The 24645-nt window shown below is 42.5% G+C and carries 25 protein-coding genes and 2 pseudogenes; 4 read left to right on the plus strand and 23 right to left on the minus strand.

The window, feature by feature from the left end:
* Nucleotides 1–276: 276 nt before the first annotated feature.
* A pseudogene (locus tag HMPREF2918_RS04075) lies at nt 277–510 on the plus strand (ATP-binding cassette domain-containing protein); the annotation flags it as partial.
* Between the two features lie 104 nt (nt 511–614).
* On the opposite strand, the gene HMPREF2918_RS04080 reads toward HMPREF2918_RS04075, so the two are convergent.
* The 5 genes from HMPREF2918_RS04080 to HMPREF2918_RS04100 form a co-directional block, all read right to left on the minus strand.
* Nucleotides 615–1058, minus strand: coding sequence for a hypothetical protein (locus tag HMPREF2918_RS04080; RefSeq protein ID WP_241672903.1), 444 nt, complete (start codon nt 1056–1058; stop codon nt 615–617).
* 232 nt (nt 1059–1290) lie between these two features.
* Nucleotides 1291–2181 carry a C39 family peptidase gene (locus tag HMPREF2918_RS04085; RefSeq protein ID WP_070594652.1) on the minus strand — a complete coding sequence of 297 codons (891 nt, stop codon included), beginning with the start codon at nt 2179–2181 and terminating at the stop codon, nt 1291–1293.
* A gap of 14 nt (nt 2182–2195) precedes the next feature.
* On the minus strand, nt 2196–3329 hold the full coding sequence (locus HMPREF2918_RS04090; RefSeq protein ID WP_070594653.1) for a hypothetical protein: 1134 nt from the start codon (nt 3327–3329) through the stop codon (nt 2196–2198).
* Nucleotides 3330–3354: 25 nt separating this feature from the next.
* Entirely contained in the window at nt 3355–4059 is a 705-nt protein-coding gene (locus HMPREF2918_RS04095; RefSeq protein WP_023919417.1) for a C39 family peptidase, read from the minus strand.
* 572 nt (nt 4060–4631) lie between these two features.
* Nucleotides 4632–5480 carry a helix-turn-helix domain-containing protein gene (locus HMPREF2918_RS04100; RefSeq protein ID WP_070594654.1) on the minus strand — a complete coding sequence of 283 codons (849 nt, stop codon included), beginning with the start codon at nt 5478–5480 and terminating at the stop codon, nt 4632–4634.
* 535 nt (nt 5481–6015) lie between these two features.
* On the opposite strand from HMPREF2918_RS04100, the gene HMPREF2918_RS04105 reads away from it, so the two are divergent.
* A complete protein-coding gene (locus tag HMPREF2918_RS04105) occupies nt 6016–6246 on the plus strand; it encodes a hypothetical protein (RefSeq protein ID WP_070594655.1) in 231 nt (76 codons plus the stop codon).
* Between the two features lie 106 nt (nt 6247–6352).
* Here the strand turns inward: HMPREF2918_RS04105 and HMPREF2918_RS04110 are convergent.
* The 3 genes and pseudogenes from HMPREF2918_RS04110 to HMPREF2918_RS04120 form a co-directional block, all read right to left on the minus strand.
* Nucleotides 6353–6517: pseudogene (locus HMPREF2918_RS04110) on the minus strand (IS3 family transposase); the annotation flags it as partial.
* Nucleotides 6518–6679: 162 nt separating this feature from the next.
* Nucleotides 6680–7315: an SdpI family protein gene (locus HMPREF2918_RS04115; protein WP_070594656.1), complete on the minus strand. Its 636-nt coding sequence runs from the start codon at nt 7313–7315 to the stop codon at nt 6680–6682.
* On the minus strand, nt 7302–7583 hold the full coding sequence (locus HMPREF2918_RS04120) for an autorepressor SdpR family transcription factor (protein ID WP_061564603.1): 282 nt from the start codon (nt 7581–7583) through the stop codon (nt 7302–7304). Before HMPREF2918_RS04120 ends, HMPREF2918_RS04115 begins: the two co-directional genes overlap by 14 nt.
* Nucleotides 7584–8280: 697 nt before the next feature.
* On the opposite strand from HMPREF2918_RS04120, the gene HMPREF2918_RS04125 reads away from it, so the two are divergent.
* The gene (locus HMPREF2918_RS04125; protein ID WP_070594657.1) at nt 8281–9450 is read left to right on the plus strand and encodes a CynX/NimT family MFS transporter; all 1170 of its coding nucleotides are present in this window, start codon (nt 8281–8283) and stop codon (nt 9448–9450) included.
* A gap of 86 nt (nt 9451–9536) precedes the next feature.
* Here the strand turns inward: HMPREF2918_RS04125 and HMPREF2918_RS04130 are convergent, their stop codons facing one another.
* The 11 genes from HMPREF2918_RS04130 to HMPREF2918_RS04180 form a co-directional block, all read right to left on the minus strand.
* Entirely contained in the window at nt 9537–10652 is a 1116-nt protein-coding gene (locus tag HMPREF2918_RS04130; RefSeq protein ID WP_070594658.1) for a M23 family metallopeptidase, read from the minus strand.
* 462 nt (nt 10653–11114) lie between these two features.
* Nucleotides 11115–11738, minus strand: a complete 624-nt coding sequence (locus HMPREF2918_RS04135; RefSeq protein ID WP_003002380.1) for a V-type ATP synthase subunit D — start codon at nt 11736–11738, stop codon at nt 11115–11117.
* Nucleotides 11739–11741: 3 nt separating this feature from the next.
* Complete coding sequence (locus HMPREF2918_RS04140; protein WP_003002370.1) at nt 11742–13127, minus strand: V-type ATP synthase subunit B; 1386 nt, start codon at nt 13125–13127, stop codon at nt 11742–11744.
* The gene (locus tag HMPREF2918_RS04145) at nt 13114–14904 is read right to left on the minus strand and encodes a V-type ATP synthase subunit A (RefSeq protein ID WP_070594659.1); all 1791 of its coding nucleotides are present in this window, start codon (nt 14902–14904) and stop codon (nt 13114–13116) included. Before HMPREF2918_RS04145 ends, HMPREF2918_RS04140 begins: the two co-directional genes overlap by 14 nt.
* 33 nt (nt 14905–14937) lie before the next feature.
* A complete protein-coding gene (locus tag HMPREF2918_RS04150) occupies nt 14938–15642 on the minus strand; it encodes a GNAT family N-acetyltransferase (protein WP_070594660.1) in 705 nt (234 codons plus the stop codon).
* Nucleotides 15639–15959: a V-type ATP synthase subunit F gene (locus tag HMPREF2918_RS04155; RefSeq protein ID WP_031572747.1), complete on the minus strand. Its 321-nt coding sequence runs from the start codon at nt 15957–15959 to the stop codon at nt 15639–15641. The genes HMPREF2918_RS04150 and HMPREF2918_RS04155 overlap by 4 nt, the downstream gene beginning before the upstream one ends.
* Nucleotides 15940–16959 carry a V-type ATPase subunit gene (locus HMPREF2918_RS04160; RefSeq protein WP_070594661.1) on the minus strand — a complete coding sequence of 340 codons (1020 nt, stop codon included), beginning with the start codon at nt 16957–16959 and terminating at the stop codon, nt 15940–15942. Before HMPREF2918_RS04160 ends, HMPREF2918_RS04155 begins: the two co-directional genes overlap by 20 nt.
* A gap of 9 nt (nt 16960–16968) precedes the next feature.
* Nucleotides 16969–17559, minus strand: a complete 591-nt coding sequence (locus HMPREF2918_RS04165; RefSeq protein WP_070594662.1) for a V-type ATP synthase subunit E family protein — start codon at nt 17557–17559, stop codon at nt 16969–16971.
* A 70-nt stretch (nt 17560–17629) separates the two neighbouring features.
* Complete coding sequence (locus HMPREF2918_RS04170; RefSeq protein ID WP_003009435.1) at nt 17630–18109, minus strand: V-type ATP synthase subunit K; 480 nt, start codon at nt 18107–18109, stop codon at nt 17630–17632.
* Between the two features lie 30 nt (nt 18110–18139).
* Nucleotides 18140–20101 (minus strand): V-type ATP synthase subunit I, encoded by a 1962-nt coding sequence (locus HMPREF2918_RS04175; protein ID WP_070594663.1) that lies wholly within the window; start codon nt 20099–20101, stop codon nt 18140–18142.
* A complete protein-coding gene (locus HMPREF2918_RS04180) occupies nt 20091–20414 on the minus strand; it encodes a hypothetical protein (protein ID WP_003015405.1) in 324 nt (107 codons plus the stop codon). The genes HMPREF2918_RS04175 and HMPREF2918_RS04180 overlap by 11 nt, the downstream gene beginning before the upstream one ends.
* A 293-nt stretch (nt 20415–20707) precedes the next feature.
* On the opposite strand from HMPREF2918_RS04180, the gene HMPREF2918_RS04185 reads away from it, so the two are divergent.
* Nucleotides 20708–21547: a MurR/RpiR family transcriptional regulator gene (locus HMPREF2918_RS04185; protein WP_070586617.1), complete on the plus strand. Its 840-nt coding sequence runs from the start codon at nt 20708–20710 to the stop codon at nt 21545–21547.
* A gap of 97 nt (nt 21548–21644) precedes the next feature.
* Here HMPREF2918_RS04185 and HMPREF2918_RS04190 read toward each other — a convergent pair whose 3' ends face one another.
* The 4 genes from HMPREF2918_RS04190 to HMPREF2918_RS04205 are packed head-to-tail and all read right to left on the minus strand — an operon-like array spanning nt 21645 to nt 24618.
* Complete coding sequence (locus HMPREF2918_RS04190) at nt 21645–22532, minus strand: ROK family protein (RefSeq protein WP_070594664.1); 888 nt, start codon at nt 22530–22532, stop codon at nt 21645–21647.
* A gap of 15 nt (nt 22533–22547) precedes the next feature.
* Nucleotides 22548–23465, minus strand: a complete 918-nt coding sequence (locus HMPREF2918_RS04195) for a dihydrodipicolinate synthase family protein (protein WP_070594665.1) — start codon at nt 23463–23465, stop codon at nt 22548–22550.
* 31 nt (nt 23466–23496) lie between these two features.
* Nucleotides 23497–24144: a DUF624 domain-containing protein gene (locus tag HMPREF2918_RS04200; protein ID WP_070594666.1), complete on the minus strand. Its 648-nt coding sequence runs from the start codon at nt 24142–24144 to the stop codon at nt 23497–23499.
* Nucleotides 24145–24165: 21 nt separating this feature from the next.
* The gene (locus HMPREF2918_RS04205) at nt 24166–24618 is read right to left on the minus strand and encodes a NanQ anomerase/TabA/YiaL family protein (RefSeq protein WP_003015325.1); all 453 of its coding nucleotides are present in this window, start codon (nt 24616–24618) and stop codon (nt 24166–24168) included.
* Nucleotides 24619–24645 lie beyond the last annotated feature (27 nt).

Raw genomic sequence — 24645 nt, forward strand, 5'->3', positions numbered from 1 at the left:
AAGATGGGGTCTTTTCTGTTGATATTAGTGGAATGAAACACGACTACTACTTAAAGGGTAGCAGTGCCTATAAGAAAGCTCTCAAAGAATTTGGTTACAAATGACATCATATACACCTATTTTACCGAATAGGTGTATTTTAGAGTATTATAGATGATTTTTCTATTTTGGACTTATCTATTTGTACCAAATGGTTTATATTTCTTACCAAAAAGTTATATAGTACTTTATTCTATAATTGATCCATGAATAATTTAAAAGAAGAAAATATTAGAAGAGCTATCTGGGGGAGAAGCACAACGTGTAGCCTTGGCAAAGATCATTTTAAAAGATCCTCCTCTAATTTTGGCAGATGAATTAACTGCCACTCTTGATCCTGAGACCTCACAGGAGATTATGGACTTGCTCCTAACATTAAAAAATAAGGAACGTCTGATCATTATTGCAACACATAATCCAACCATTTGGATACAAGCTGATCAAGTGGTAAGCCTAAAAATTAGTCAATGAAGAATAGGGTAATAGCACAGATTTTCATTCTACTACATATTCATTTTCATAACAAAACACCCCAAAAGATAGATGTTATAATCTATCATTTGGGGTGCTGTTTATTATTTATTTGACCCTAAGTCTTTTTCTACGATTCTTAATCCGATTGGAAAATCATCTTTTCCCAATTTTAATTTCTGTTTCTCAATCAACTTAGCATCCTTGAGACTATATTGTAATAAATGTCGACCAGTAGCTAGATACAACATATTTTCATTTGAAATTGTAAGAGAATTTATTTCTTCTGGTGTTTCACCTGAATTGTCATCCAACACAATGGCTTTTATAGTTTCATTTTGTAAATCAAGAACAGATAGAATATTCTTTCCTTCTACCTCGTGCTTGACGACAAGGTAATGATTATCTGGACTTGGATAAAGCATATTAGGATAAGGATTGGGTAAGGTAAATAATTTCCTTTCTCCAGTGTGCAAATCGATTGACAACAATTGGTTTCCTGCCACCTTCTCAAAAGTATCTGTATCACGAATTCCAGAGATTAACATACGTTGCTACATCAATTTTTTCTACTCGATGTAACTCGAGCTTATTCTCTTTCTTAGTATATGATTGAATACTTTTTGAGGTGACCAAGTAAAGATTCGATTCTGGATCAACTTGAAACATTGGTGTTTGGACCTTAGAACAAGAAAGCAAAAGGAAGAATAGAAATAAAATCCCAAAAAGATAAGAGCGTTTCATAGGTTATCCCTCCTATCCATTTCACGACTCACTTTCTCACCAAGCATAATTTTTCTCACCGCATGTAACCATGGCTGCTAATAACTCCTCTGGTGTCAGTTTCTTCAAGCCTCCATAGGTTGGATCCTGTACATGTGTATCGGGGTCTAGATAATAGATTGCTGAGATGTCCTTACCATCTGCTGTCAATTCATAGCCAACTCCGATCACATTATGTTCCCCACTTTTTCCAGGATAGATTTGAGCTACATTAAAGGTGTAATAGAGAGGATACCCATCATCAATATCTTTGCGTACGCGTTCTTTAAAGAGACGGATATCTTCCGAATCTGGACGAGCATCTGTTACAGTAACCAATCGATAGCCTGCTTGATTTCCACTTGGTTCCGGATAGCCAAATAGATTCTGATTCAAGACGCGAATGGCATCTCGATTATGAGTCCCATAGGGATTATAAGTCCCCATTTCCTTAGCCAATTGATGTTGAGAGACGCTAACCCCTCGACTAGCCAGCATCATATGGACTGTCGCCGGTGCACAGAAATACCATTCTTCTTGAAGCTTTAGAGGAATAGGCAATAGTTTTCGGATCCCTTGATTCACTTTACTAGATGATTCTTGCTCGGGCGATTGAGAAGGTTGCGTATTCTCTTTCATTGAAGCTTGTTCCTGTTTTGAAGATGGCAAAGTTTGCTGAGTTCCAACTTCTGCGACGTCTTCCTTGATTTTTAATCGCTCTGCTACCTCTGCTGGCATTGGAGGATTAGGTTCTGTACGCTCCTTTGTTTTTACACTAACTGTTGTTGATGAAGAGGATGTGACCTTACGAGAGCTGGAAGGACTTGTTTGGCTTTCTTTTTGTGTCGCTGTACAGCCAGATAAACCAAGCAAAGTCAGAAGTACAAGGAATAAATGAACTTTTCTCATGATTTTTCTCCTTTCTACCATTCTTGATAGCGCATTACGGAGTTTTCATTTCGATAGATTTCACCTTTTGGAATCTCACTATCTTTCTTTTTGAATTGAATCCATAGAATCCCTTTATCCGATAGTAAAATGGGGCCATGATCATATAAATAATGAATCCGATTCTTTAAATCCCACAAATAATATTGAGATTTAACGCGCTCTTCACTTCTTCTTTCTCCCATATATGTGAGATAAATATTGCGATATATGGAGGTTTCTGCCTGTGAAGTAGAAAATATCTTCTTGTGGTTTTTATTTTCAAAGGTAAATGAAGCATCCTTATTATTTGCAACCAAGTAAAGGAGATTGTGCCCATTCGTCAATAAATCGACATAATAGCGTTGATCATCCTTTGTTTGATCTATAACCTTTTTCTGCCCATCACTTAAGGAGTAGGCTACAATTTTTGTGGTTAAAGCTGTGTTATCAATTTGTACATAATACAAGTGATCTTTAAAGACAGTCGGAAAACCGCTATTTTCTGATTCAATCGTCTGATGAGCCCCTGTTTCAAGGTCAAATTCTTCAATTTGATATAGGCTATCGCCTACTTCATAATTTATAAAGAGTTTCTGGTTGGATCGAGCTACTTGAGTAACTGGAACTGTTCCAATAGGTCTCCTATCGATCAGTGTCGTTAAAGATTTGTCTTTTATCTTCCAAAGATAGTAAATCCCTGTCTGATTGAGTTGATCATACTCTTCAAAAACAACAATATCATGATCTACATAGCTAACAGCTACATGAGTCAGATTAGATGTCTTTTCAACATCTTTTATCTTTTGAAATTCCTGGGTATGTAAATTCATACTGGCAAGATAATTCTGATCTTCATGTCCTTGGTCAACAGCCTCGCCATAAGCAATCCTATCATTTGACAGTACGGTAGGTGTAAAGATTTTCCCATCTGGATAAGGGATAGAAATAGAATTTTTTAATAAATCTTCTGCCTTTCTTTCCTCGAATCCTATTTTCCTAGACACATTGGTACTACCGGAAGGAGATTTTTTTTGTGGTCCTACAAGAGTGCAGGCTGATAAGAGAATGATAATACCAACGATGATAAAACTTAAAAATTTTTGTTTGTCATGATCTTTTGTCTTCATCAGCCTATACCTCCTGACTTATAATCTACCAAGCATATCCACGACCACCCGTAGCATAACTCATATCTTTAATAGAAACACGCTGATTCATACGAAAACCATTATATCTTCCATATCCTGGATCAACATATGTCACAGTATTTCCATAATCAAAGTAATCCGCAACAATACCATAATGATAAAGTGTTGTACCAATATTATGACCTGCTAAGTAGCAATCACCAGGGCTTTCCATGGTATTAACCATGACAGGGTTTCCATAGCTAATAGCATGAGTAATATGATCTTTTATTGTATTTATATCTGAATACTTATGCCAAACCCAGTTGAATTTATATCGACTTCCTTTCATGACGGTATTTAATGCATTTGATACATTATTCCCCGCGTTTGTCCCATTTGCGGTAGTACCCAGTAGTGTCGCCATTTGTTGTTGTGAACGTGGCCGTCCTAAAGACGTCACAATCATAGAGGCTGAAGCAGGTCCACAATAATAGTCATTAATTTGAGTTTGAAATTTTATAGGCAATTCTTTTTGTCGCGGTCTTGGAGCTCGTTCAGAATATTTTGGTGCCTCATTTGGCTGAGTATTTAAATCGACTCCTCCATCAATAATACCTGTATCTGATGCAATAGACTCGGTTTTTGTTGATGCGACTACATTACCTGCTAATAAAATGCAACTTAGTACAGTTGTGAATGTACCTAATATTTTAGAACATTTGAACATTTTTCATTATCCTTTCCAAACTAGATCAAGCTTTTTCTTTTTAAAACCATCATATTTATTATATAGCTCAATGGAATCACTTTTCCTTTCTATAGCATTACTTCATTACCTATTTATCTACAATAAAAAGATAACGAACGATTTTAAAATTGAAATCTATTTTTTCTTTCTAGAATAATAATACACAAAATAAAAAAGCAAATGTCAAATTGTCTCTTATATACACATTTTATACTTAGATAAATGAACTCAAAATATTTTCCTCAGTATTTAGTGGTTCAAACTATGCTATCAAAGTCTTCTGAACGGAAATCTCTTTATTTGATAATTGAAAATAATTGTATTTCATATTAAAAACACCTCAAATATTAGATGAACTCTAACATTTGAGGTGCAATTCAAAATTATTATTTGTTAAATTAAATGATCATTTTTTCAAATATTGCTTAACTAGCTGATCTAACGGGATAATGTGTAGGTTGCCATCCCTTACCCAATAACCATTGAGCATAGATACAACAATATGTCGATTATATCTTCAAACCGTTTTATGACTTAATCCATTTAGAAACTCATTCCTTGAAAAAACGATTCACATCGGATTGACATGCTTCCAATAGTGTTTGTTCATCTGTTAATTCGAGTAGTTGCAATCCTTCATCGACCAACTTTTTATCCGTTAAACAAATTCCAAGTGTCACTTTAGCATTTCCTAGAAAATCATATCGCTTACTTTTTTTGGCCGTATCTAACAATAGATAACTGATACTCGTACACTTCTCCATCAAACCATTCCACAGAAAAATACTAGCTAAATTAGAGAGTAATTTATACTTGGTGGGAAGAATCTCTGTATAATCAGAGTAATCATTGAGTCTATCTATCACTTCATCACAGATAGAAATCACTGTTTCTAGTGGAAGTGTAAATAAAATAACGACAATTAATTTAAGGTCACTATGATACCAGACATCCTGATTTTTGATTTCGTTCCAAGCTTCCGTGGCCATCGTTCTTACCTTCTCATCTGGACCAGATTCTCTTAAACAAAGAATGACCTCTACTCTCTTTAGTATATTTAACACAGGAATATCATTAGGATGTTTTTTTAAATAAGCTACACTCTTATTCTTCAGTTCCAATAATTTATCATTTGATTGGTAGGCATTGTTATCTTCTGCTAATAAGATAATTTCTTCCCTATCGGAGTGGTGGTAGGAATGGCATATATATCGAAATTCTTCGAAATCTAAGCCAACTTGCTTTAGAAGATGCTCCATCGACTCAAAACTCGGTAACACTTGGTTCGATTCAATACGCGATAAGTGCGCTCTTGAAATGTAACCCTGACAAACTTCCTCCTGGCTAATATGTTTTGATTTCCGTATTTTTTTATAGATCGTACCGTAATCCCAACGCATAACAACTCACCTCTAATTATGTGTATATATGTGACATTTTTACATTTCGATATATGTTTAGTATATCATATATATTAAAGAAAGAGGTGAAAAACGTGAAAAAAATCACTATTTATTTATTTTTTGTAGCATCGCTCCCACTCTTCAACTTGTTAGATATTTGGCGATGGTGGGGATTCCATTAATTGAAAAGAGATAAGATGAACAAAAGAAGCTTCAAAAAAATGTTTCTAATATTTATTTTAGGTATCATTGTAGGTCTATTCATAATCCCATTACTTAGACCACTTATAGTTGATTGGCTAAAAACTATATTTGGTTAATAGTAACGATAACCTTATTTAACAAAAAAAGTTTTCCCTTTTATTTTTTAATAGCATTGTTTTGACAAATTAACTTCCACGTTTATTGGCGGTAGAAGTTGGTTTGAGAATTTAGCACTTTGATGACCTTAGATCCTTATAATCCTACACGTACAGGTATGACTTTTAGTTTTAGATATTCTCATTAGTTTAATTAAAGGAGGGACTGTGTTATGGTAACTAAGTATTACAAGTATATTCCTTGGTTGGTTTTAGGAGCTATTGGATCTTATGAGTCCGCAACTTATTTTGGACATAGTACATTTGATATACTGTATTTATCTATTGTTTTTATGATTGTTTACGTAGCTTTGTTCATTCTACACGAAAAATATCTGAAATATAAATATAAAGAAATATTTACAAAGATTATGAGCAATCCTGAAAAAGATCATCATCCCTAGTAAGATATAGCATAATAAAGCCCTAGCAACCAGATTGTACTGACCCCAAAAAAGTTAGGCAAATAGGCTATCCAAATGATTTAGTTCCGTATTTCACAGGACTAAATCATTTTAGTTTTTCCTTAATTCGTTTGTTGTTCTAATAATCAATATAGTCTACAATAGCTTGTTCCAAGTGCTCAAGTGACTGAAACGTATTCTCATAACCATAAAACATTTCTGATTTCAAAATGCCAAAAAAGGATTCCATCATGCTGTTATCTGGACTACGTCTTTCATAGCGAAACTTCATCTGATACGCTTTTCAGATGAAGGAATTTGGTACGCTCTTTTTTCAATTTGTTTTGGCTAAGAAAGCGATGAAATCAAGCACTATAAAAACCAGTAGAAGTTACCCTAACACGGATTCCCACTGGTTTTTACATTTTTCATACTAACGATTTCTCCGACTTAACTGATAAGAGTACATCACAGGGATAAGGACAATGGTGAGGATGACCAGCACCAGTACATAAGACAGCGCGAATTGAAGGCCTGCTTCAAGTAGGAGGATCAAACCTCCGAGGACCCACAATTTCCCTGCCAAGCGATGGGTTTTGTGCCAGTTATCTTCGCTCTGTAAGGTCCAAGGAAGGCGGATCCCAACCGTGTGGTTCACTTTCAACTTAGGCATGTAATTGCCCATGATCACAAAGATAAGACCCAGCAAAACTGAAACAAAAACTGATGGATTGGTAGTAGATCCTAACGCCTTGCTATAGATGAGATAGGAGGTACTTAAGGAAACGATTGGGGTCAACCAGTAAATCGCTCTGATCATTTTTTCATTCATAGCGCTATTCTTAGAATCGCGACCGATCATAAAGATCATAAACAGATGCACCATGAGATCGAAAATAGGAAGACCAAACACAACCAGGGGTTTCGATTGGAAGTTATTGTCCTGGCCAGCAAAATTGAAGTGAATCGGGATTTGGTTAGGCAATTGCGACCAAATCATCAGCCCCCAAAGCATGGGGAAAAGGATCACCATAGAAGTTAATAGCAATAGTTTTTTATTCGTTTTCATCAGTAGAGTCTCCTTTCAAATCAACGAGCCAGACCATTAAATCCTCCAAGACTGAAGTATTGAGTTCATAGTAGATAAAATTCTTCTCTTTTTCCTCTCGAATTAAATCTGCCTGCTTGAGTATGCTTAAATGATGGGAAATGGTCGCTCCTGCTACATCAAAGTGGCCAGCGATATCGCCAGCGGATAACTTCCCCGCCTTTAGCAGTTCTAAGATACTTCTTCTTATCGGATTCGATAAAGCTTTAAATGTTTGCGCAAAATTCATTCTCTATCTCCTCTAATCTATTTAGATATCTTTCTAAATAGATTCTAGTACTTTCGGATGGGTTTGTCAACTCTATTTAGAAAAAAATCTAAATAGTTTCTGTTGTAAAAAAATATCAGACCTAAGACCGATTCTTATAAACAGCGTCTTTTCTTAAGTTTTCTTTAAGAAATAAGCCTTATAATAAAACCATCAAATGAAGACCTCCTAACTTTGTTTGATAGAAAATCCTAAACTTTTTCATAATAATCTCCCTATAAGAGCCACCAAAACCGGTGGCTTTTTTCTACGTACCGTTACGAGCATCAGCGAGTTTAGGTACATTGATGCAGTTTAAGCAGAGCGGAAACTACGTACTTTAAAAAGAAAAAGTTATTATAAATAAAAACACAGCTTATTTGTGATGCTAGCTAATACATTTTATCGGACTTAAGACCGATTCTCATACACAGCGCCTTTTCTTAAGATTTCTTTAAGCAAACCGCCTTATAATAAAACCATCAAATAAAGACCTCCTAACTTTGTTTGATAGAAAATCCTAAACTTTTTCATAATAATCTCCCTATAAGAGCCACCAAAACCGGTGGCTTTTTCTATGGGAGTGAGAACTACGGTCCTTCTCCTTCATTTGTACAAATACTCCAATTTATGCTCGATCTATGTTATAATGAAGGGAATTTTTGTCTGAGGAGGATTTATGAAAAAAACACATTCTACGCTATTCATCCCGGGCATCATTATGCTTGGGATTGTTTTACGAACACCATTTACTACGCTTCCGACGGTCTTGTCTGACATCGCTGCTGGTTTGGGGGTAGATGTGAGCTCTCTGGGACTATTGACTAGCTTACCACTTCTCACGTTTGCCATTTTCTCACCTTTTGCGATTCAATTTGCTAAAAAGTTGGGGATTGAGCGCCTCTTTTTCCTAGTTTTGATCGCGATTACGATCGGATCTGCCATTCGGATTATCAACCTCCCCTTCCTCTATCTGGGAACCATCTTGATTGGAGCTGGCATCGCCTTTCTCAATGTGTTGCTTCCAAGCCTGATTCAGGCGAACAGACCCCGCCAACTAGGCATTCTGACCACTTTGTACATCACTTCTATGGGGATGTCCACAGCGATCGCCTCTTCTGTCGCTGTTCCGATCACCAAAGCCACTTCTTGGCAAGGTTTGGTCAACATCTTGACAGCCTTGTGTGCTCTTGCCTTGGTCATCTGGATTCCTAACCTTCGCTACAACCACCATCTAAAAAAGACGGCTACTACAGAATCTAGTAGCAAGTGGTATACCAATAAATATGTCTGGGCTATCATGATTTTTGGAGGCTTGCAGTCACTGCTTTTCTACACAAGTATGACCTGGCTTCCGACCATGGCTGTTCAAGCTGGCCTTTCAAAGGTTGAATCTGGACTACTGGCCTCCGTGTTCACCCTGATCAGTCTCCCATTCTCCTTGACGATCCCAAGTTTAACGACACGGTTATCCGATCGTAATCGACGCTTGATGCTGACGATTGTTGTCGGAGCAGGGATTCTGGGGGTAGCCATGCTCTTAATCCCGACTAGCAACTTCTTCTACTGGTTGGTATTAAATGCCCTAATTGGAAGTTCCGTTAGTTCGCTCTTCCCTTACCTCATGGTTGCTTTCTCCATGAAATCCAGCACACCTGAAAAAACAGCTCAACTTTCTGGACTTGCCCAAACAGGAGGCTACGTCTTTGCTGCTTTTGGTCCCATCCTCTTCGGCTACAGTAAATCTCTCTTCCACTCTTGGACACCTGCCATTCTTATGCTACTGGTCTTAACCATTATCATGGCCATTGCCCTTTATCAGGTGGAAAAAGTTGATCATATCTTATAACCATCGTCTGGCTGGAAGATTCGTCTTCCGGCCTTTTTTGTGCATACAAAAAAAGAACTAGGCACTTGTCCTAGTTCAAAGTTTTATTATCCGTTAAATGAGATATGTACGTGGTCGTTGTGGTTTGCTGTATCTCCACCACGGTCTGGCATTTGGTTCCATGTATTAGCTGGTCCGTAAATGTTATTTACTGGCATGTAGAATTGTTGTTTCCAGATAATATATGAGATACCTGCACGGTCCATGTTGTCAATCGCATACTGTGCAACTTGATCTCCAAGCTCTGAATTTGTTGGAACCATCACGTCTACTGCAAGTCCTTTACCATGGTCTTCTGGATCCCCTTCACGGTAACCACCGATGTTTGTGATACCGAATTTCGCTGCAATTTCTTGACGGAAAGCTTCCGCTTGAGGTTGAAGATTTGGATCAGTTGGAATAGCATTACCAGTTGTTGGAGTTGATGCTACTGGTTGCACTTCAGGTGCTGCAGTCGTTTCTGCTGCTGGTTGTGCTGCTGGAGCTTCTTCTGCTACTGGAGCAGATTGAGGAGCAGCTGGAGCTTCAGGAGCAGCAGCTGGCGCTACTTCTTGATTTTGTACTTCAACATTGACAGCTGGAGCACCGTAGTTTGGTGTTTCTGGAACAGCTGGTTGTGCTGGTGTTTCTGCTGCTGGTACTTCAACTACAGGAGCTTCCGCTGGGGCTGCTTGAGTTTCCGCTGCTGGAGCTACTGGAACAGCTTTGTTATCTTCGTTTACTGGTTTAGACAAATCGTTGACAGCGACTGTTTGGTCATCAACTGTCACTTGGTTTGTTGTCAAGTCAGCACTTGCAACGGTTGCATCTGTCGCACCTGCTTGAGGAGTTTGGATTTCAACTGAAGTTACTTCTTTTTGATCATTTACTGTTGTTTTCAAAACAGTACCTGGGTAGATCAAATCCATGTTGCTGATGTTGTTCAAGTTTGCCAACACATGAACATCGATTCCAAGCGCTTCTGCGATCGAACTCAATGTATCACCATATTTGATGGTATAAGTTTGTTGGTTGTCACCGCTTTGTTGGATATCATGTTTGATTTCATCTACTGAGCGAGCTACCCAATCTTCAAGTGTTTCTGCAGTGGCTTTTGTAAATGGAATCACTGCAAGAGCTACTGTTGAAGCGATCAAGGCTTTCGTATTAACTTTTAATTTCATCTTTTATCCTCTTTTTTCTTTGTTTTTTTGCTCAAGATTTTCTTGGACAAATTAACTACTATACTATCTTATCACAATTTAAAAATAATAAAAGGCCTTTTTGGCTATTTAACAAAACTGTATTTTTCTTGTAACATTTCGTCTTTCTTGTCACATTGTTACAAACTAGTAACATGAAAATAAGGTGCTAGAAAAGAGTGCGAGGGCGCATAAAAAGCCTCATCAAGGAGCGGTTCCTCGATGAGGTTCTTGTATTTTTAAAGCAATTGAACACGCCTACAACTCTTTGTATCTTATGCATTGAACACGCCCTAAATGCTGGGTGAAAAACGCAAACTGTAATAGTACTAACTTCAAAGACACAGTAGCTGATTGGACAACGAAGCATTCTATACAACAGTGCTTCTGTCCTGCTCCCTATTTTCCTTTGAGTTGCTTAACGGCTTTGTATCTTGATGTATCTCACTTCACCTTCATGATTCTGACGAGGTTGGCGCGTTCGGCTTCTTCGAGTTTCATTTCGATATAGTAGATGGTCTCTTTGAGGTCTGGGATGGTCGCATACTCAAGTCCGTTCACTCGACGGCGGGTTTTCTCGATTTCATCTGCCATGAGTTGGCAGCTTTTTTCAATTTCCGCTAACTTGAGCAAATCTGGGAGTAGATCCCCCATTTCTTGGATGGTGCTATCCATTTGACTGTTGGAGGCGAGGTAGCTATAAACCACGTCCCCTTCATCATCTCCGTATGGATTATCGATACGGGCATGGAGCTTGGGCACGCGCACACTCATGACATTTTCTTCCTCGATGTGGAGCATCACTTCTCGCGTAGGAACGGCAAAGATTTCTTCCACCATGAGGTCACTCTCTAAGGACTTGGCCATCACGAAATCTTGCATATTGCCCACCAGCGCTGCCTCCACCTTTTGGCGCAGACGATTATTCTCACGCACAGCTTCAATAAAGCGGCGCATGAGTTCATCCCGCTTATCCTTAAGCAACTTGTGCCCCCGGGTTGCTGTCTTGAGGCGCTCTTTGAGAATATTAAGCTCCATCCGAGTTGGTTTTACATTTAATCGTGCCATAGGCTAGTCCTCTTTGTTTGGCAGATACTTGTCAATCATCTCATCCTTGATCCGTTTAAGCTCTGTTCGTGGAAGGATGGATAAGAGTTCCCAACCGAGATCCAAACTTTCCTCAATCGTCCGATTGGTGGTGAAGCCTTGGTTGATGTATTCTTGCTCAAAGCGGTCGGTAAATTTGACATAAAGCTTGTCGGTATCTGACAAGGCAGACTCCCCAAGCACTACAGCCAGTTCTTTGGCTTGTTTTCCTTGGGCATAGGCCGCAAAGAGCTGGTTCATGGTCGCCGCATGGTCTTCCCGAGTCTTACCTTCACCAGAACCCTTATCCTTCAAACGAGAAAGGGATGGAAGAACATTGATCGGTGGGCGGTAACCACTATTGTAGAGATCGCGGGATAAGATAATTTGTCCTTCTGTGATGTAGCCTGTCAAGTCAGGGATAGGGTGGGTGATGTCATCTTCTGGCATGGAGAGGATCGGAATTTGAGTCACCGATCCCTTTTTCCCAACCAAGCGTCCTGCACGTTCGTAGAGGGTTGAGAGGTTAGTATAAAGATAACCTGGATAGCCCCGACGTCCTGGAACCTCCCGGCGGGCAGCGGATACTTCCCGAAGAGCTTCACAGTAGTTGGTCATATCGGTCATAATAACCAAGACGTGCATGTCTTTTTCATAGGCCAAATATTCTGCAGCGGTCAAGGCGATCCGAGGAGTCGCAATCCGCTCGATAGCTGGGTCATTAGCTAGGTTGATAAAGAGGACAGAGCGGTCAATAGCTCCTGTTTCCCGAAGGTCGTTCATAAAGAACTCGGCTTCTTCAAAGGTAATCCCCATAGCCGCAAAGACCACGGCGAAGTTTTCTTCGGAATTAAGAACCGTCGCTTGACGAGCAATCTGAGCTGCCAACTCCTTGTGAGGGAGACCAGAACCTGAGAACACGGGGAGTTTTTGGCCCCGAACCAAGGTATTCAAATGGTCAATGGCTGAGATCCCTGTCTGGATAAATTCATCTGGATAGTCCCGCGAAACAGGATTGATGGCTTGACCATCAATGTCCAAGTATTTCTCTGGGATAATTTCTGGACCACCGTCGATGGGTTTGCCCATCCCGTTAAAGATGCGGCCCACCATGTCTTCAGACACAGGGAGTTCTAAGGGACGTCCGGTAAAGCGAACCTTGGCTTTTTCCAAGTTGATCCCGCTAGACCCTTCAAAGAGCTGGACCATGGCCTTGTCTTCTTGGACTTCGAGGACTTGTCCCTGACGGGTTGTTCCGTCATGGAGCTTGATTTCTACCAGTTCATTGTAGTGAACCCCTTCGACCTGATCGACAATCATCAAGGGGCCAACAACTTCGCTGACAGTACGGTATTCTTTAATCACGCTCATTGTCTACTCCTCCTTTTGCGACGATTTGGTGTAGGGTTTCTACGATTTCTTCTTTCAAGGCCTGGATAGTGGTCAACTGGTCCTCATGGATGAACTTGCTCCGGGCAATGCGGTCTCGAAGAGCCACGGTTCCTTCCATGATTTCTGTGAAGTAAGCCCCTAATTCTAGTGCTTTTTGACTTTCTTGGTCAAAGGTCAAAATGTTGGTCAACAAGGCCACCTGCTTGCTGAAAGAGGTATAGGTATCGACCTCATCAAAGGCATTTTGTTGCAGGTAGTCTTCACGGATCATCTTGGCCGCATTCATGGTCAAGCGGTCTTTTTCAGACAAGGAATCTAGACCAACCAAGCGGACGATTTCTTGCAATTCACTTTCCTTTTGAAGCAAGTTCATAGCGCGGGTCACTTTTTCAGACCAGCTGATTTGTTCATGTAGATCGATATAGCGACCGACTTCATCTTGGTAAAGCGAATAAGAACTCAACCAGTTGATGGCTGGGAAGTGACGACGTTGGGCCAATTGAGCATCTAGTCCCCAGAAGACCTTGACAATCCGCAAGGTATTTTGGGTCACCGGCTCTGAAATATCTCCACCCGGAGGGGAAACGGCACCGATAGCGGTAATTGAACCTTCGCGCGCAGTGGTTCCGAGTGTCTTGACCCGACCTGCACGCTCGTAGTATTCGGCGATCCGGCTACCAAGATAGGCTGGGTAACCTTCATCTCCGGGCATTTCTTCTAGACGACCAGACATTTCACGGAGAGCTTCTGCCCAACGCGAAGTAGAGTCCGCCATGATGGCAACGGAATAGCCCATATCACGGAAGTATTCGGCAATAGTAATCCCTGTGTAAATGGAAGCTTCCCGCGCCGCCACCGGCATGTTCGAAGTATTAGCGATCAAAACGGTCCGTTGCATGATGGATTGACCGGTCGTCGGATCGATCAATTCTGGAAATTCATTCAGAACGTCCGTCATTTCGTTTCCACGTTCCCCACAACCAACGTAAATTACGATGTCTACATTGGCAAACTTGGCCACCTGGTGTTGCACAACTGTTTTCCCAGCTCCGAAAGGACCCGGAACAGCTGCAGCTCCACCCTTAGTCACAGGGAAGAAGGTATCGATAACCCGTTGACCGGTGACCAAAGGCTCTACTGGAATCAGTTTTTGTGCAAAGGGACGGCCTCGACGAACGGGCCATTTTTGCATCAGGGTCCCAGTAAAGAGGCTACCATCTGCCTGCTCGATCTCATAGACCGGCTCTTCCACTGTGTAAGAACCTGCTGCGATCTTGGTCACACGTCCACTGACACCAAAGGGTACCATGATGCGGTGTTCCACCATATTGGTCTCTTGAACGGTACCGACGATGTCTCCAGCGACCACTTCTGTCCCTTCTGTCACACTTGGTTCGAAGGCCCATTTGGTGTCCCGATCTAGATTTGGAACTTGCACCCCACGAACCAAAAAGTCACTGGCAGTCACTTCTTGGAAGCGTTCCAAGGGGCGTTGGATCCCGTCAAACATCTGAGAGATCAAACCTGGTCCCAATTCAACAGAAAGGGGAGCTCCGGTTGTGACCACTGGTTCTCCTGGACCGACTCCAGACGTTTCTTCATATACTTGGATAGAGGCTTCGTCACGCCGCATCTCAATAATTTCGCCAATCAAACCAAGATCGCCGACCCGGCAAATGTCTTGGATATTGGCCTCCTGCATCCCTGATGCAACCACCAAGGGACCGGAAACTTTGATAATTTTTCCTTGAGTCATGTATTCCTCCTGGGAATCCTTTGTTTCTTTGTTTTACTTTTGTGCTATCTCTCTTAGAGATTGCTTTTGTTGGCCATTGGCATCGAAATTGCTTGGATCCAACCAAGCTTCGAAGCGCTGTTTGATAGCTGGCCATTCTTGGTCAATGATAGACAACCAGTCTGTATCACGGGTACGACCTTTATAAACAACAGCCTGACGGAAACAGCCTTCATAGGTGAACCCTAAGCGCTCAGCTGCTTTGCGAGATGCTTGGTTTAAGGCATCGCATTTCCACTCATAGCGGCGGTAGCCTAAATCTTCAAACACGTAGCGCGCTAATAGATACTGGGCTTCTGTAGCCATGCGAGTCTGTTGGAGCGCTGGTGAGTAGGTCACTGCTCCGACCTCGATCACTCGGTTGGCTTGATCGATCCGCATGAGAGAGAATGTCCCCAAAGCCTTGCCTGAATCTTTGTCTACTATCGCATAGTAAAAGCGACCTTGAGCTGTCATGAGATCATCTAATAAGCGGTCCCACTCCTCTTCATTGCGGGCAGGACCTTTGAACAGAAAGGTCCACATAGCTGCTGGAGAGTCCGGCCCGTAGACCTGATAAAGATCTGCTCCATGTTTTTCTTTTGAGAGGCGCTCGATCACGGTATAGCGACCTTCGATCCGCTCAATAGCTGGCAAGCGCCCCGGTGTAAACTCCGGCAGTGCATCCCCAATCGCTTGGCCAAATTCATTTGTTCTCATAAAATATCCTGTCCTACTGCTTTTTCGACATTATCACGAATCCGCTGTTGGCCCAGTCCTGTAGTCCCTCTATGGGTCGGGATAAGAATCAAGGCCGGTGTCAGCTGCTGGTCGTAAAAAGCCACTGTTTCTGGAATAGCTTGAGCAATATCCTCTGTCAGGTAGATAATCCCGAAGTTTTCCCGACTGAGTTTTCGCAAGGTGTTGATCGCTTCTTGCGGCTCTGTGACCGGATAGGTTTGAAAGCCAATCAGGCGAAAAGGAAGGATGGCGTCCCGATTGCCCACAACGGCGATCTTATAGGTCTGTTTGTCCATAAATCGGTCTCATCCTTTCTTTGATTTCTGCTAGCGGAAAACCATTGTCCAAACCAGAGAGGACCAAACGAAGGTTGGTCACCTCTAACTCTTTTCCGTAAAGATAACGAACAAGAGGGAGTGGTCCATCAACTTCAAAACGGCCAGCGTCTAGAAGACTGAATTTCACCAAACTTTCTAAATACTCCAACTCTACGGTCTTGAGTTGACCGGTGCGCATCTTTTCTTCATAAGTCTCTAAGGCGAGATCGTAGTCCAGCGGATTGACTTGATAAAACCAGGTCAACCACTGACCCGATTCTAGCAGGTCGATCACCTGATGGGCACTGAGGCTTCCTTCATCCGAGAGCAATTGGTGCATAAAACTATGCGGTTTTTGCTGATCCAAGGCCCGTTTGACCGTAATCGCATTGTAAAAGTCAATGGTCACGTCTACCAACTGCTTCAAAATCGGATGATCTAGGCTGTCTCCTAAGTATCTCAGGTGTTTAAAATAAGCTAAGTCCATCCCGATTTCGAGGACCCGCAAGTCCTGATAGTCTTGGAATTCCTGCCAAGTTGCAGCCACTTCTTCCGCCATAAAGGCCGGACAATGCTCTGCAGAAAAGGTCGCCACCAAATGCTCGAGCACATCGAGAGAATAAGGTCCGATAGGGATCAATAAATGCCCCAACTTGCGCTCTGTCACCTTGTTTTTCAGATATACCTTGAGATTGTGATAAGTGTATTTCAAGGTGAAGAGGCTAACTAAATCCGACTGAGGGGTTACCTCAAAAGCCCATTGGTATTCCGCCAACAAGGCTGCCATCAGGCGCTCTTCAAGGGCTGATAAATCCTTGATCTCGTGGCTGTCTAAAGCATAAGGTGTCCCTTGTAGCAAGGCTTCTCGGCTCTCACTAGAGGGACTTGCAAGCAACTGCTCGAACTGACTGGGACTGACAAAACTAGCCTCACGTACGCTGATTCCTGTATTAACTTGAGAATAGGTCCGTTCGCTCATTGCAACCTCCTAGTTCTCTTCATCGGTGAAAATGCTGGCTGCCATCTGGTAGCTTTCTTGCTCCCAAATGGAATCCACCAAATCACGGTAGAGATAGTTGTCATCAATCTTCCCAACCGACAAGACAAAGCCTGCCTGAGCTGGAATCGTCGCATCCGCAACTGTCACATTCTGATGAGTTTGCTTTAATTTCTCAAGAGCTGCTAGATCAAATTTGCTAGCACTCACCGCCCCAAAGGTCAGAGTCACAACTTGCCCTTGATAGCGGTCTAAAATCGCATCTACAAACTGCAATTCCTTTTCAAGGGGCCAAGCCGCCATTGCTTCATAAGCATCTGCAAAGAGATCCTTTAAGACTCGTTGCTTGGTGACAAGGGTTGATTGGCGTTTTTTATTTTCGATTTGTTGGGTTTCACGTTGCAATTGACGTTGAATCCGCTTGAGCTGCTCGGAGCGTTGATTGAGTCTATCTTGGATCAACCGCTCTTCTTGCGCAGTCTCTTCTTTTAGGATGGTTTCCTTGGCCTCTTCTAAGAGTTTACGCCCTTTTTCGTGGGCTTGGGCCAAGATCGAATCCTTTAATTGGGTTTGTTCATCCATATCGTTTTTTCTCCTATTGCATGCGTCTTGTGTTTTTCGCCTCGCGAGGCAAATTCATCAAAGCTAGCTCTTAGCCGACGCGTAGAGTCAATAGGAAGGACACAACGAAGGCCAAGATGGCATAGGTTTCAACCATGGCCGCAAGGATAACCCCTTTCATCATGTCTTCTGGGCGTTTTGCCAAGATTTGCATCCCTGCTGTCGCAACATTTCCTTGGTGTTTGGCTGAGAAATAACCAACGATCGCAACTGGAAGAGCTGTAAAGAAGTAAGCAACCCCTGTTTCCAGTGGCATATCTGGCTTAATTTGCAACCAGATCAAGATCCCAATAACGAAACCATACAAACCTTGTGTACCTGGTAACAATTGCAAGATCAAGGCTTGGGCAAATTTTTCTGGTTGTTCTTTCAAGAGGGCTGCTGCTGCTTGACCGGTCTTACCAACACCAAGAGCAGATCCCATCCCACTAAGTGCGACTGCGATCGCGACACCAAATGCTGCAAAGAAGGCGCCCCCATGGGCTGAAAAATATGATGCTAAAGATTCCATGAATATACTCCTATTTTTTTAAGATAATACTTATTTTTTTGTTTTAATATAGCGTTCAGAAGGTTTGAGAGGACGAAATGGCTTGCCTCCTCCTTCGTAGAACTTACCGAAGAACTCCACAAAGATCAAACGGGCTCCATGCACATATCCTGACAAGAAGGACAGGAACATATTAATGGCATGTAGGACGATAAAGAGCACAAGCCCTACCGTAAACCGTCCAAGCGGTGGGAAGAGATTGACAATGAGGTTGAAGGCCGAACCGATACTAGCTCCAGACAAGCCCAAGGCCATCAAACGGGTGAAGCTGACCAAGTCTCCGACATAGCCACTAACATTGTAGAGGTTAAAGAGACCAGACGCTAAACCGGATAGCTTCTTGGCACTGACAATGGAAACAATCAAGATCCCAATGGCATTCAAAATAGCCAGCCACTTGCCGATCGGAACTAGCAGGCTCATCCCTGGCAAGATATTGCCTACTGCTAGAAGCATTAAACCAAGTAGGATCAAGACCCAAGCAAAGCCCGCATTATAGGCTTCCGTGTAGTCTTTGAGGCGAACATTTTTCATTCCTCCTAGGAAGAGGCCCACTAAGACGGTGATAAAACCAAAGACCACTGAGAGGATCAGGATGGTCATGGCGTTGCTGGTCGTACTGATCAGGGCAAAAGGCATCTCAAATCCAAAGAAAGAGCCATAGACCACACCCCAAAGGGCAACTGAAATTCCAAGGAGGCTGAAGAAACGAAGGTTCTTGGCTGTACTAGGCTTGAGCTTAAAGGCTTTAAGGGCAAACCCTGTCGCTACCGTTAGCAACAGTCCATAACCGATATCTGCGACCATCATGCCAAAGAAAACAAAGTAGAAGAGAGAAACGATCGGTGTCGGATCTTTCTCGTAATACTTAGGCAGGGCGTACATCTCTGTGACTAATTCAAAAGGTTCTACCAAGGCATTATTTCGCAACTGGATCGGAACGTCATCCCAATCTTTTTCCGTCACATCGCGTGTCTCTAGTAAGACTCGAGAACCAAAACCTTCTTGCAAGAAGTCTCGCAATGAGGCCACTTGGGAGGTTTCAATCCAACCCTCTAGGGCTACCAAGCTTTGCGTACTAGCAAGAAGCGACTTAGCTTCCTCACGAGCTCCCAAACTCAGCAAGTAATCCATCTGGTACTTGAGCTGGTCCAGTTCCTTCTGGGAGTTTTGTAACTCGGCTAGGGTTGCTGCAACTACAGCTTCTTGCTCTTTGATTTCCCCTTCTAGGCGATCCAAGTAGGCGGCCGGGACCTGCTCTTCTTCATAGTCCAATTCTTTGAACCCATGGTCTTCTAAAAGCTCCTGAACAGCTACACGATCTCCCGAACGATACAAGATGACATAGCCGTGTTCGGTTTCAGACGTAAAGACTTCTTCTAACTCCAGCTCAGGATGAGCTTTTAAGGAAGAGCGAACAGCGTCTGTATCGCTATTTGGGATCGTCCCGATCAAGCCATGCACATAGTGAAAAGTAGCGAGAGCAGCTGGCGTCACTTCTAACGGTCGCCATTTTTCTAAGCGCTCTATCTCTCCCTTTGCATCCGCAATCTTCTGACGAGCCTTGTCTAACACGCGCAATTGGCGTTTCAACTTGGTCAATAGAAGATCCTCATCTCGAATCATCCCGTGGGCCTGCAAGTCATCAAAAGACAAGCTTAAGGGTTCTTCCTTCAGAGCTTGCAGGGCCTTTTTCTCAGGCATATAAGGCTCCAGAGTCTGAATCATTTTTTCAACTTGTTCTTGACGTTTTTGCAGCTCTACCAAAGCTTGACGATTGTTCTCTGTCAAGGGTTGAGACAAGGTATTTGCCTCAAAGGCAGCCTGCCATTCTTCATGCTCACTGAGGTCATAAATCTGGATTTTTGCCTCAGACTGCAGCGCTAGTAGGAGACCGTCCAAGTCATCTTTGGGTAAGATGAGGGACAGTTTTTGCATCTGACTAACGGCCATAGCTTGCTACCACCTTTTCTACAATGGCTTCAACTAACCCAGCTCGCTTATCGGTCATCGCCTCTTGTACCTTGGCATCATTGCGCGCAACCGTTTCTTCCAGATCTTTCGTTAAACGGACGAGTCTTTCCTGGGCGTTTTTTTCTGCCTCTGTGACCAATTGCTTGGTTTCCTCATCGTAATGCTGTGCCACTGTTGCAAGGCGATCGCGCGAATCCGTTCGGATTTGTTCAACTTGAGCTTCATAGCCTACGATCACGCCCTGAGCAGCTTGCTCGATCTCTTGCATCATCTCGAGTGTTGCATTCGACATCGTCACACCTCCTTATTCAACCATTGTTCTTCCAACAACAGTACAATTATCTTAAATTATACCACAATTCATATCGTTTGTTCAGGCCCAACCGGAAATTTTCAGAAAATTGTGGATAACCAACAAGCCACTACTGCCAGGATTGGTAGCGTTCTCTTCTTTTCGCATATCCTGTTCCTAGTTTCAGTATTTCTTGATTTCTTTTACTTGAATAAAGCGGTTACCCATGTTATAATGTGTAATATATTATAGGAGCATCCTGTTATTTCATCTCGTGAGAAAGGAGGATTGCTGTGAAACAAGATCAAGATTTACGCGCCATTATCGCCAGCCATGAAGCTGAGTTAACAGATATGGAACGCGACATTGCCCAATATTTTTTATCATCCGAAGCACGACAGCACTCCCTGTCCTCTTCTCGTGTAACGGAGTTACTCCATGTTTCAAAGGCAGCTTTAACGCGTTTCTCTCAAAAATGTGGTTTTTCCGGCTATCGGGAGTTTGTCTATCATTTTAACGAAGAAACCAAAAATCAAAAACAGGTGCAAGAGCATGACGAGCTGACGCTGAGCGTCTTGCAACGCTACCACCATATCAGTAACGTCACTGAAAGTCTGGTAAAAGATTCCCAATTAGATCGGGTAGCTGAACTAATCGATCAAGTAGACCGAGTCTATTTCTTCGGGATCGGTAGTTCCGGTTTAGTTGCTCGAGAAATGAAATTGCGCTTTATGCGACTAGGCGTCGTTTGTGAAGCCCTGACTGATCAAGATGGCTTTGCTTGGACGACCAGTATTCTCGATTCCTCTTGTTTAGTCATCGGTTTCTCATTGTCAGGAGGCACCAACTCCATTACAGACAGTCTCCTGGACGCCAAAGAAAAGGGGGCTAAGACGGTTCTTGTGACCGCTAACCCGGCTGCCATCCACCAAGGATTCACAGAAGTGTTACCGGCCGCACCTCTTCCTAGTAGTACCTATATCGATCGAATCTCTGCTATTTTACCACTCCTCATTGTGGTCGATTTGATCTATGCTCATTTCCTTAATAAAAGCCGAGAACAAAAGGAAATTGTCTTTAATAGCTACTGGGAAAACAAAAAGCTTTCTAGTCAACGTTCTCGAAAATCATAATATAGTCTCCCTATTTAAAAAGCATGAAAGATAAGGTTTTCTTCGTCTTTCATGCTTTTTGTGATGAAGCAAAAACAAGTCGTCAGTGCGACTTGTTTTATGTTCCATGTTTTTGTCTAAAGTGGTAGTAGGCCCCCAACATACCTGCGGCGTTTTGATGGTGAGCAAATTCCAAACGGATCTTATCTGCTAGGCTAGGAACCAGTTCCGCACACAGAACTTGATAGATTTTAGGTTTCAGGATCGCTTCCTGAGCCATAATTCCCCCTCCAAGAACGATGACTTCCGGATTGACCACATAAACGATATTAGCCAATCCTTTTCCAAGATAGGTCACCATCCGATCAATTCCAGCCATGCAGATTTTATCTCCTTCAGTTGCCTGCTTGAAGATCCGGCGACCATTCCACTGTTCCACAGGATCACCATGATGTTCTGCCACGTACTCGACCAAAGCCGTCGTTGAAGCTAGATCCTGAAAGGCACCGTCTGGCAAATGAAGATAGCCAACCTCACAGGCTGAATTGCTAAAGCCATGAAAAACCTGACCATCAAGCAAGAGACAACCACCGATCCCTGTTCCAATCGTCAAGCAAACAGCATTGTTCGAGCCTTTTGCATGACCTGTTGTAACTTCTGCAAGACCGGCACAGTTAACATCATTTTCAATCTCGCAAGGGATCTGAAAAGTCTCTTCGATTTCCTTTTTGAATTGGGTTCCTGCATAGTTGGGAATTTGTGGCCCAGCATAAAAGATTTCTCCCTTATCAGGATCCACCATCCCGGCCGAAGAAATCGCAACCCCTGCCAAGGGATGCTTCTTCAAATAACGGGCTACTATTTCCTTTGTTGTTTTAAGTATATGAGGTCCTCCTTTTTGGGCCTCCGTTGGCATTTCATGGGTCTCTAGGAGTTGCCCTTTTGCATCGGCTAGACCATACTTGATACTGGTCCCTCCGATATCAATTACAACATATGGATTCATCTAGACCTCCTTTGATCAAAGGAATCTGTCTTTTGTGTCCTGAATGAGTTGAGCAGCACGTTGAATCACTTCTTGATCCGCTTCTACTACTGGCGTCAAAGGGGAGCGAACAGATCCCAAGTCCAAACCTTCATTGATGCGCAAAACCGCTTTAATGACCGCATACATATTGCCATGAGCAGACGTCAAGACTCCGATAATATCATTGATGGCAAACTGCAAGGCACGCGCGGTCTCTAAGTCTTTCTCAGCAATTAGCTGATTGAGCTTCAAGAATAGCTCTGGCATAGCACCATAGGTGCCACCGATACCAGCATGTGCCCCCATGAGACGACCACCTAAGAATTGTTCATCCGGACCATTAAAGACGATATGGTTATCGCCTCCTAAAGAAGCAAAAGTTTGAATGTCCTGAACAGGCATCGAAGAATTTTTCACCCCAATCACCCGTGGATTTTTCAACATTTCCTTGTAAAGGTTCGGTGTCAAAGCTACCCCAGCCAATTGCGGGATATTGTAGATGACAAAGTCTGTATGAGGTGCAGCTGCACTGATTTCATTCCAGTAGTGGGCCACACCATATTCTGGCAAGCGGAAATAGATCGGCGGAATGGCCGCAATGGCATCCACTCCTAGTTCTTCTGCATGTCGTGCCAATTCCACGCTATCCTTGGTGTTGTTGCAGGCTACGTGAGCGATGATGGTCAATTTTCCTTTAGCTACTGCCATCACTTCTTCCAAGATCAGCTTGCGATCGGCCACGCTCTGGTAGATACATTCGCCAGAGGATCCGTTGACATACAAGCCCTGCACACCTTTCGCGATAAAATATTCTACGAGAGCACGCACCCGCTCCGGGCTAATTTCCCCTTGGTCATCATAGCAGGCATAAAAAGCAGGGATGACTCCTTCATATTTTTTTAAATCTGACATATTTTCTCCTTTTGTCACTATTGAATTCATTTTATTCTTGGTAGTGGGCAAAAATCTTTTCCATTAATCCAACTTGTGCATAAGCTAAGCTTGAAAAACCGAACAAGAAAAAGATCATGAGTCCCAATAGGAAAGCTAAGACTGAGCTTGCAAGAGCCATACATAGAAGTAAGAGAGCACTTCCCATGACGAAGAACCAAGGAAAATGCAAGCCTGTCACAATCATGGCTTTTTGCAAACACTCTTTCCAATCCAACTGGTAGCGAGCCGCAATCGGATAAGCAGCCAATAAGATCAACACAAGAAAGAGAAAGAGGCCTAAACAAATGGTTTTCAAAGCTTGGAAAGCTAGGGAAGTTTGCCCCCAAAATAAGAATAAATCAAAGAGACAAATACCTGCAACAATCAGTTCTAAACTTCCTAGTTGCAAGCCTATTTTCCAATTGTCCCGAAAAGCCTTCGCATAACTACGAATCACCGGAACTCGACGCTGGTGCTTAATGGCAAATAAGGTCTGATACAAACTAATTTTCGCAATTCCAATCGTGAGAACTGGTAAACAACTTAGCACAAATAAAAGATTAACAGTTACCAAGTCGAGGACCTTCTCACTGATACGCATCACTACATTGTCCGTGTTAAAAACGGTTTTGATCAATCCTGCTCCCTTAGATGACATAGGCACTCCTTTCTAACGTGATCAATCGATCGCAATTTTAAATAGATATTTTTTCACGATATCTTCTTGCCCTGCATAGCCATTGGGCTGGTGAGGCTCCCCTGGAAAGAAAATCGCAAAATTATGATAGCCTAGATGAAGCGGATAAGACTCCTGGCAATGGACAAAACCGATGTCCGATGCTTCATCAAATGCGATAGCCTCACCTGTCACACGAGATCCATAACTCGAAAACTCATGCCCTTCTACTAATAGATGCAAATCGGCATATCTTTTGTGGTGTTCAAAGCGATCATTTTCTGCTTTGTTGAGGGTATTTTCTTGAACGACGAGAAAGACCTTATCCCCATCAATATCGTATCTCCCCAATTCAAAAGAATCCTTCCGATGCTCATATAGAAAGTCAATGGCCTGATCCAGATTGGGGTGGATTCCTTTGTAAAAGGTGATGTTTTTTAAATCATCAAATATCATATTCTCATCCTTTCGATACGTCTCAGC

It is taken from the genome of Streptococcus sp. HMSC065C01 (assembly GCF_001813525.1).
GTDB classification, from domain to species: Bacteria; Bacillota; Bacilli; order Lactobacillales; family Streptococcaceae; genus Streptococcus; species Streptococcus parasanguinis_V.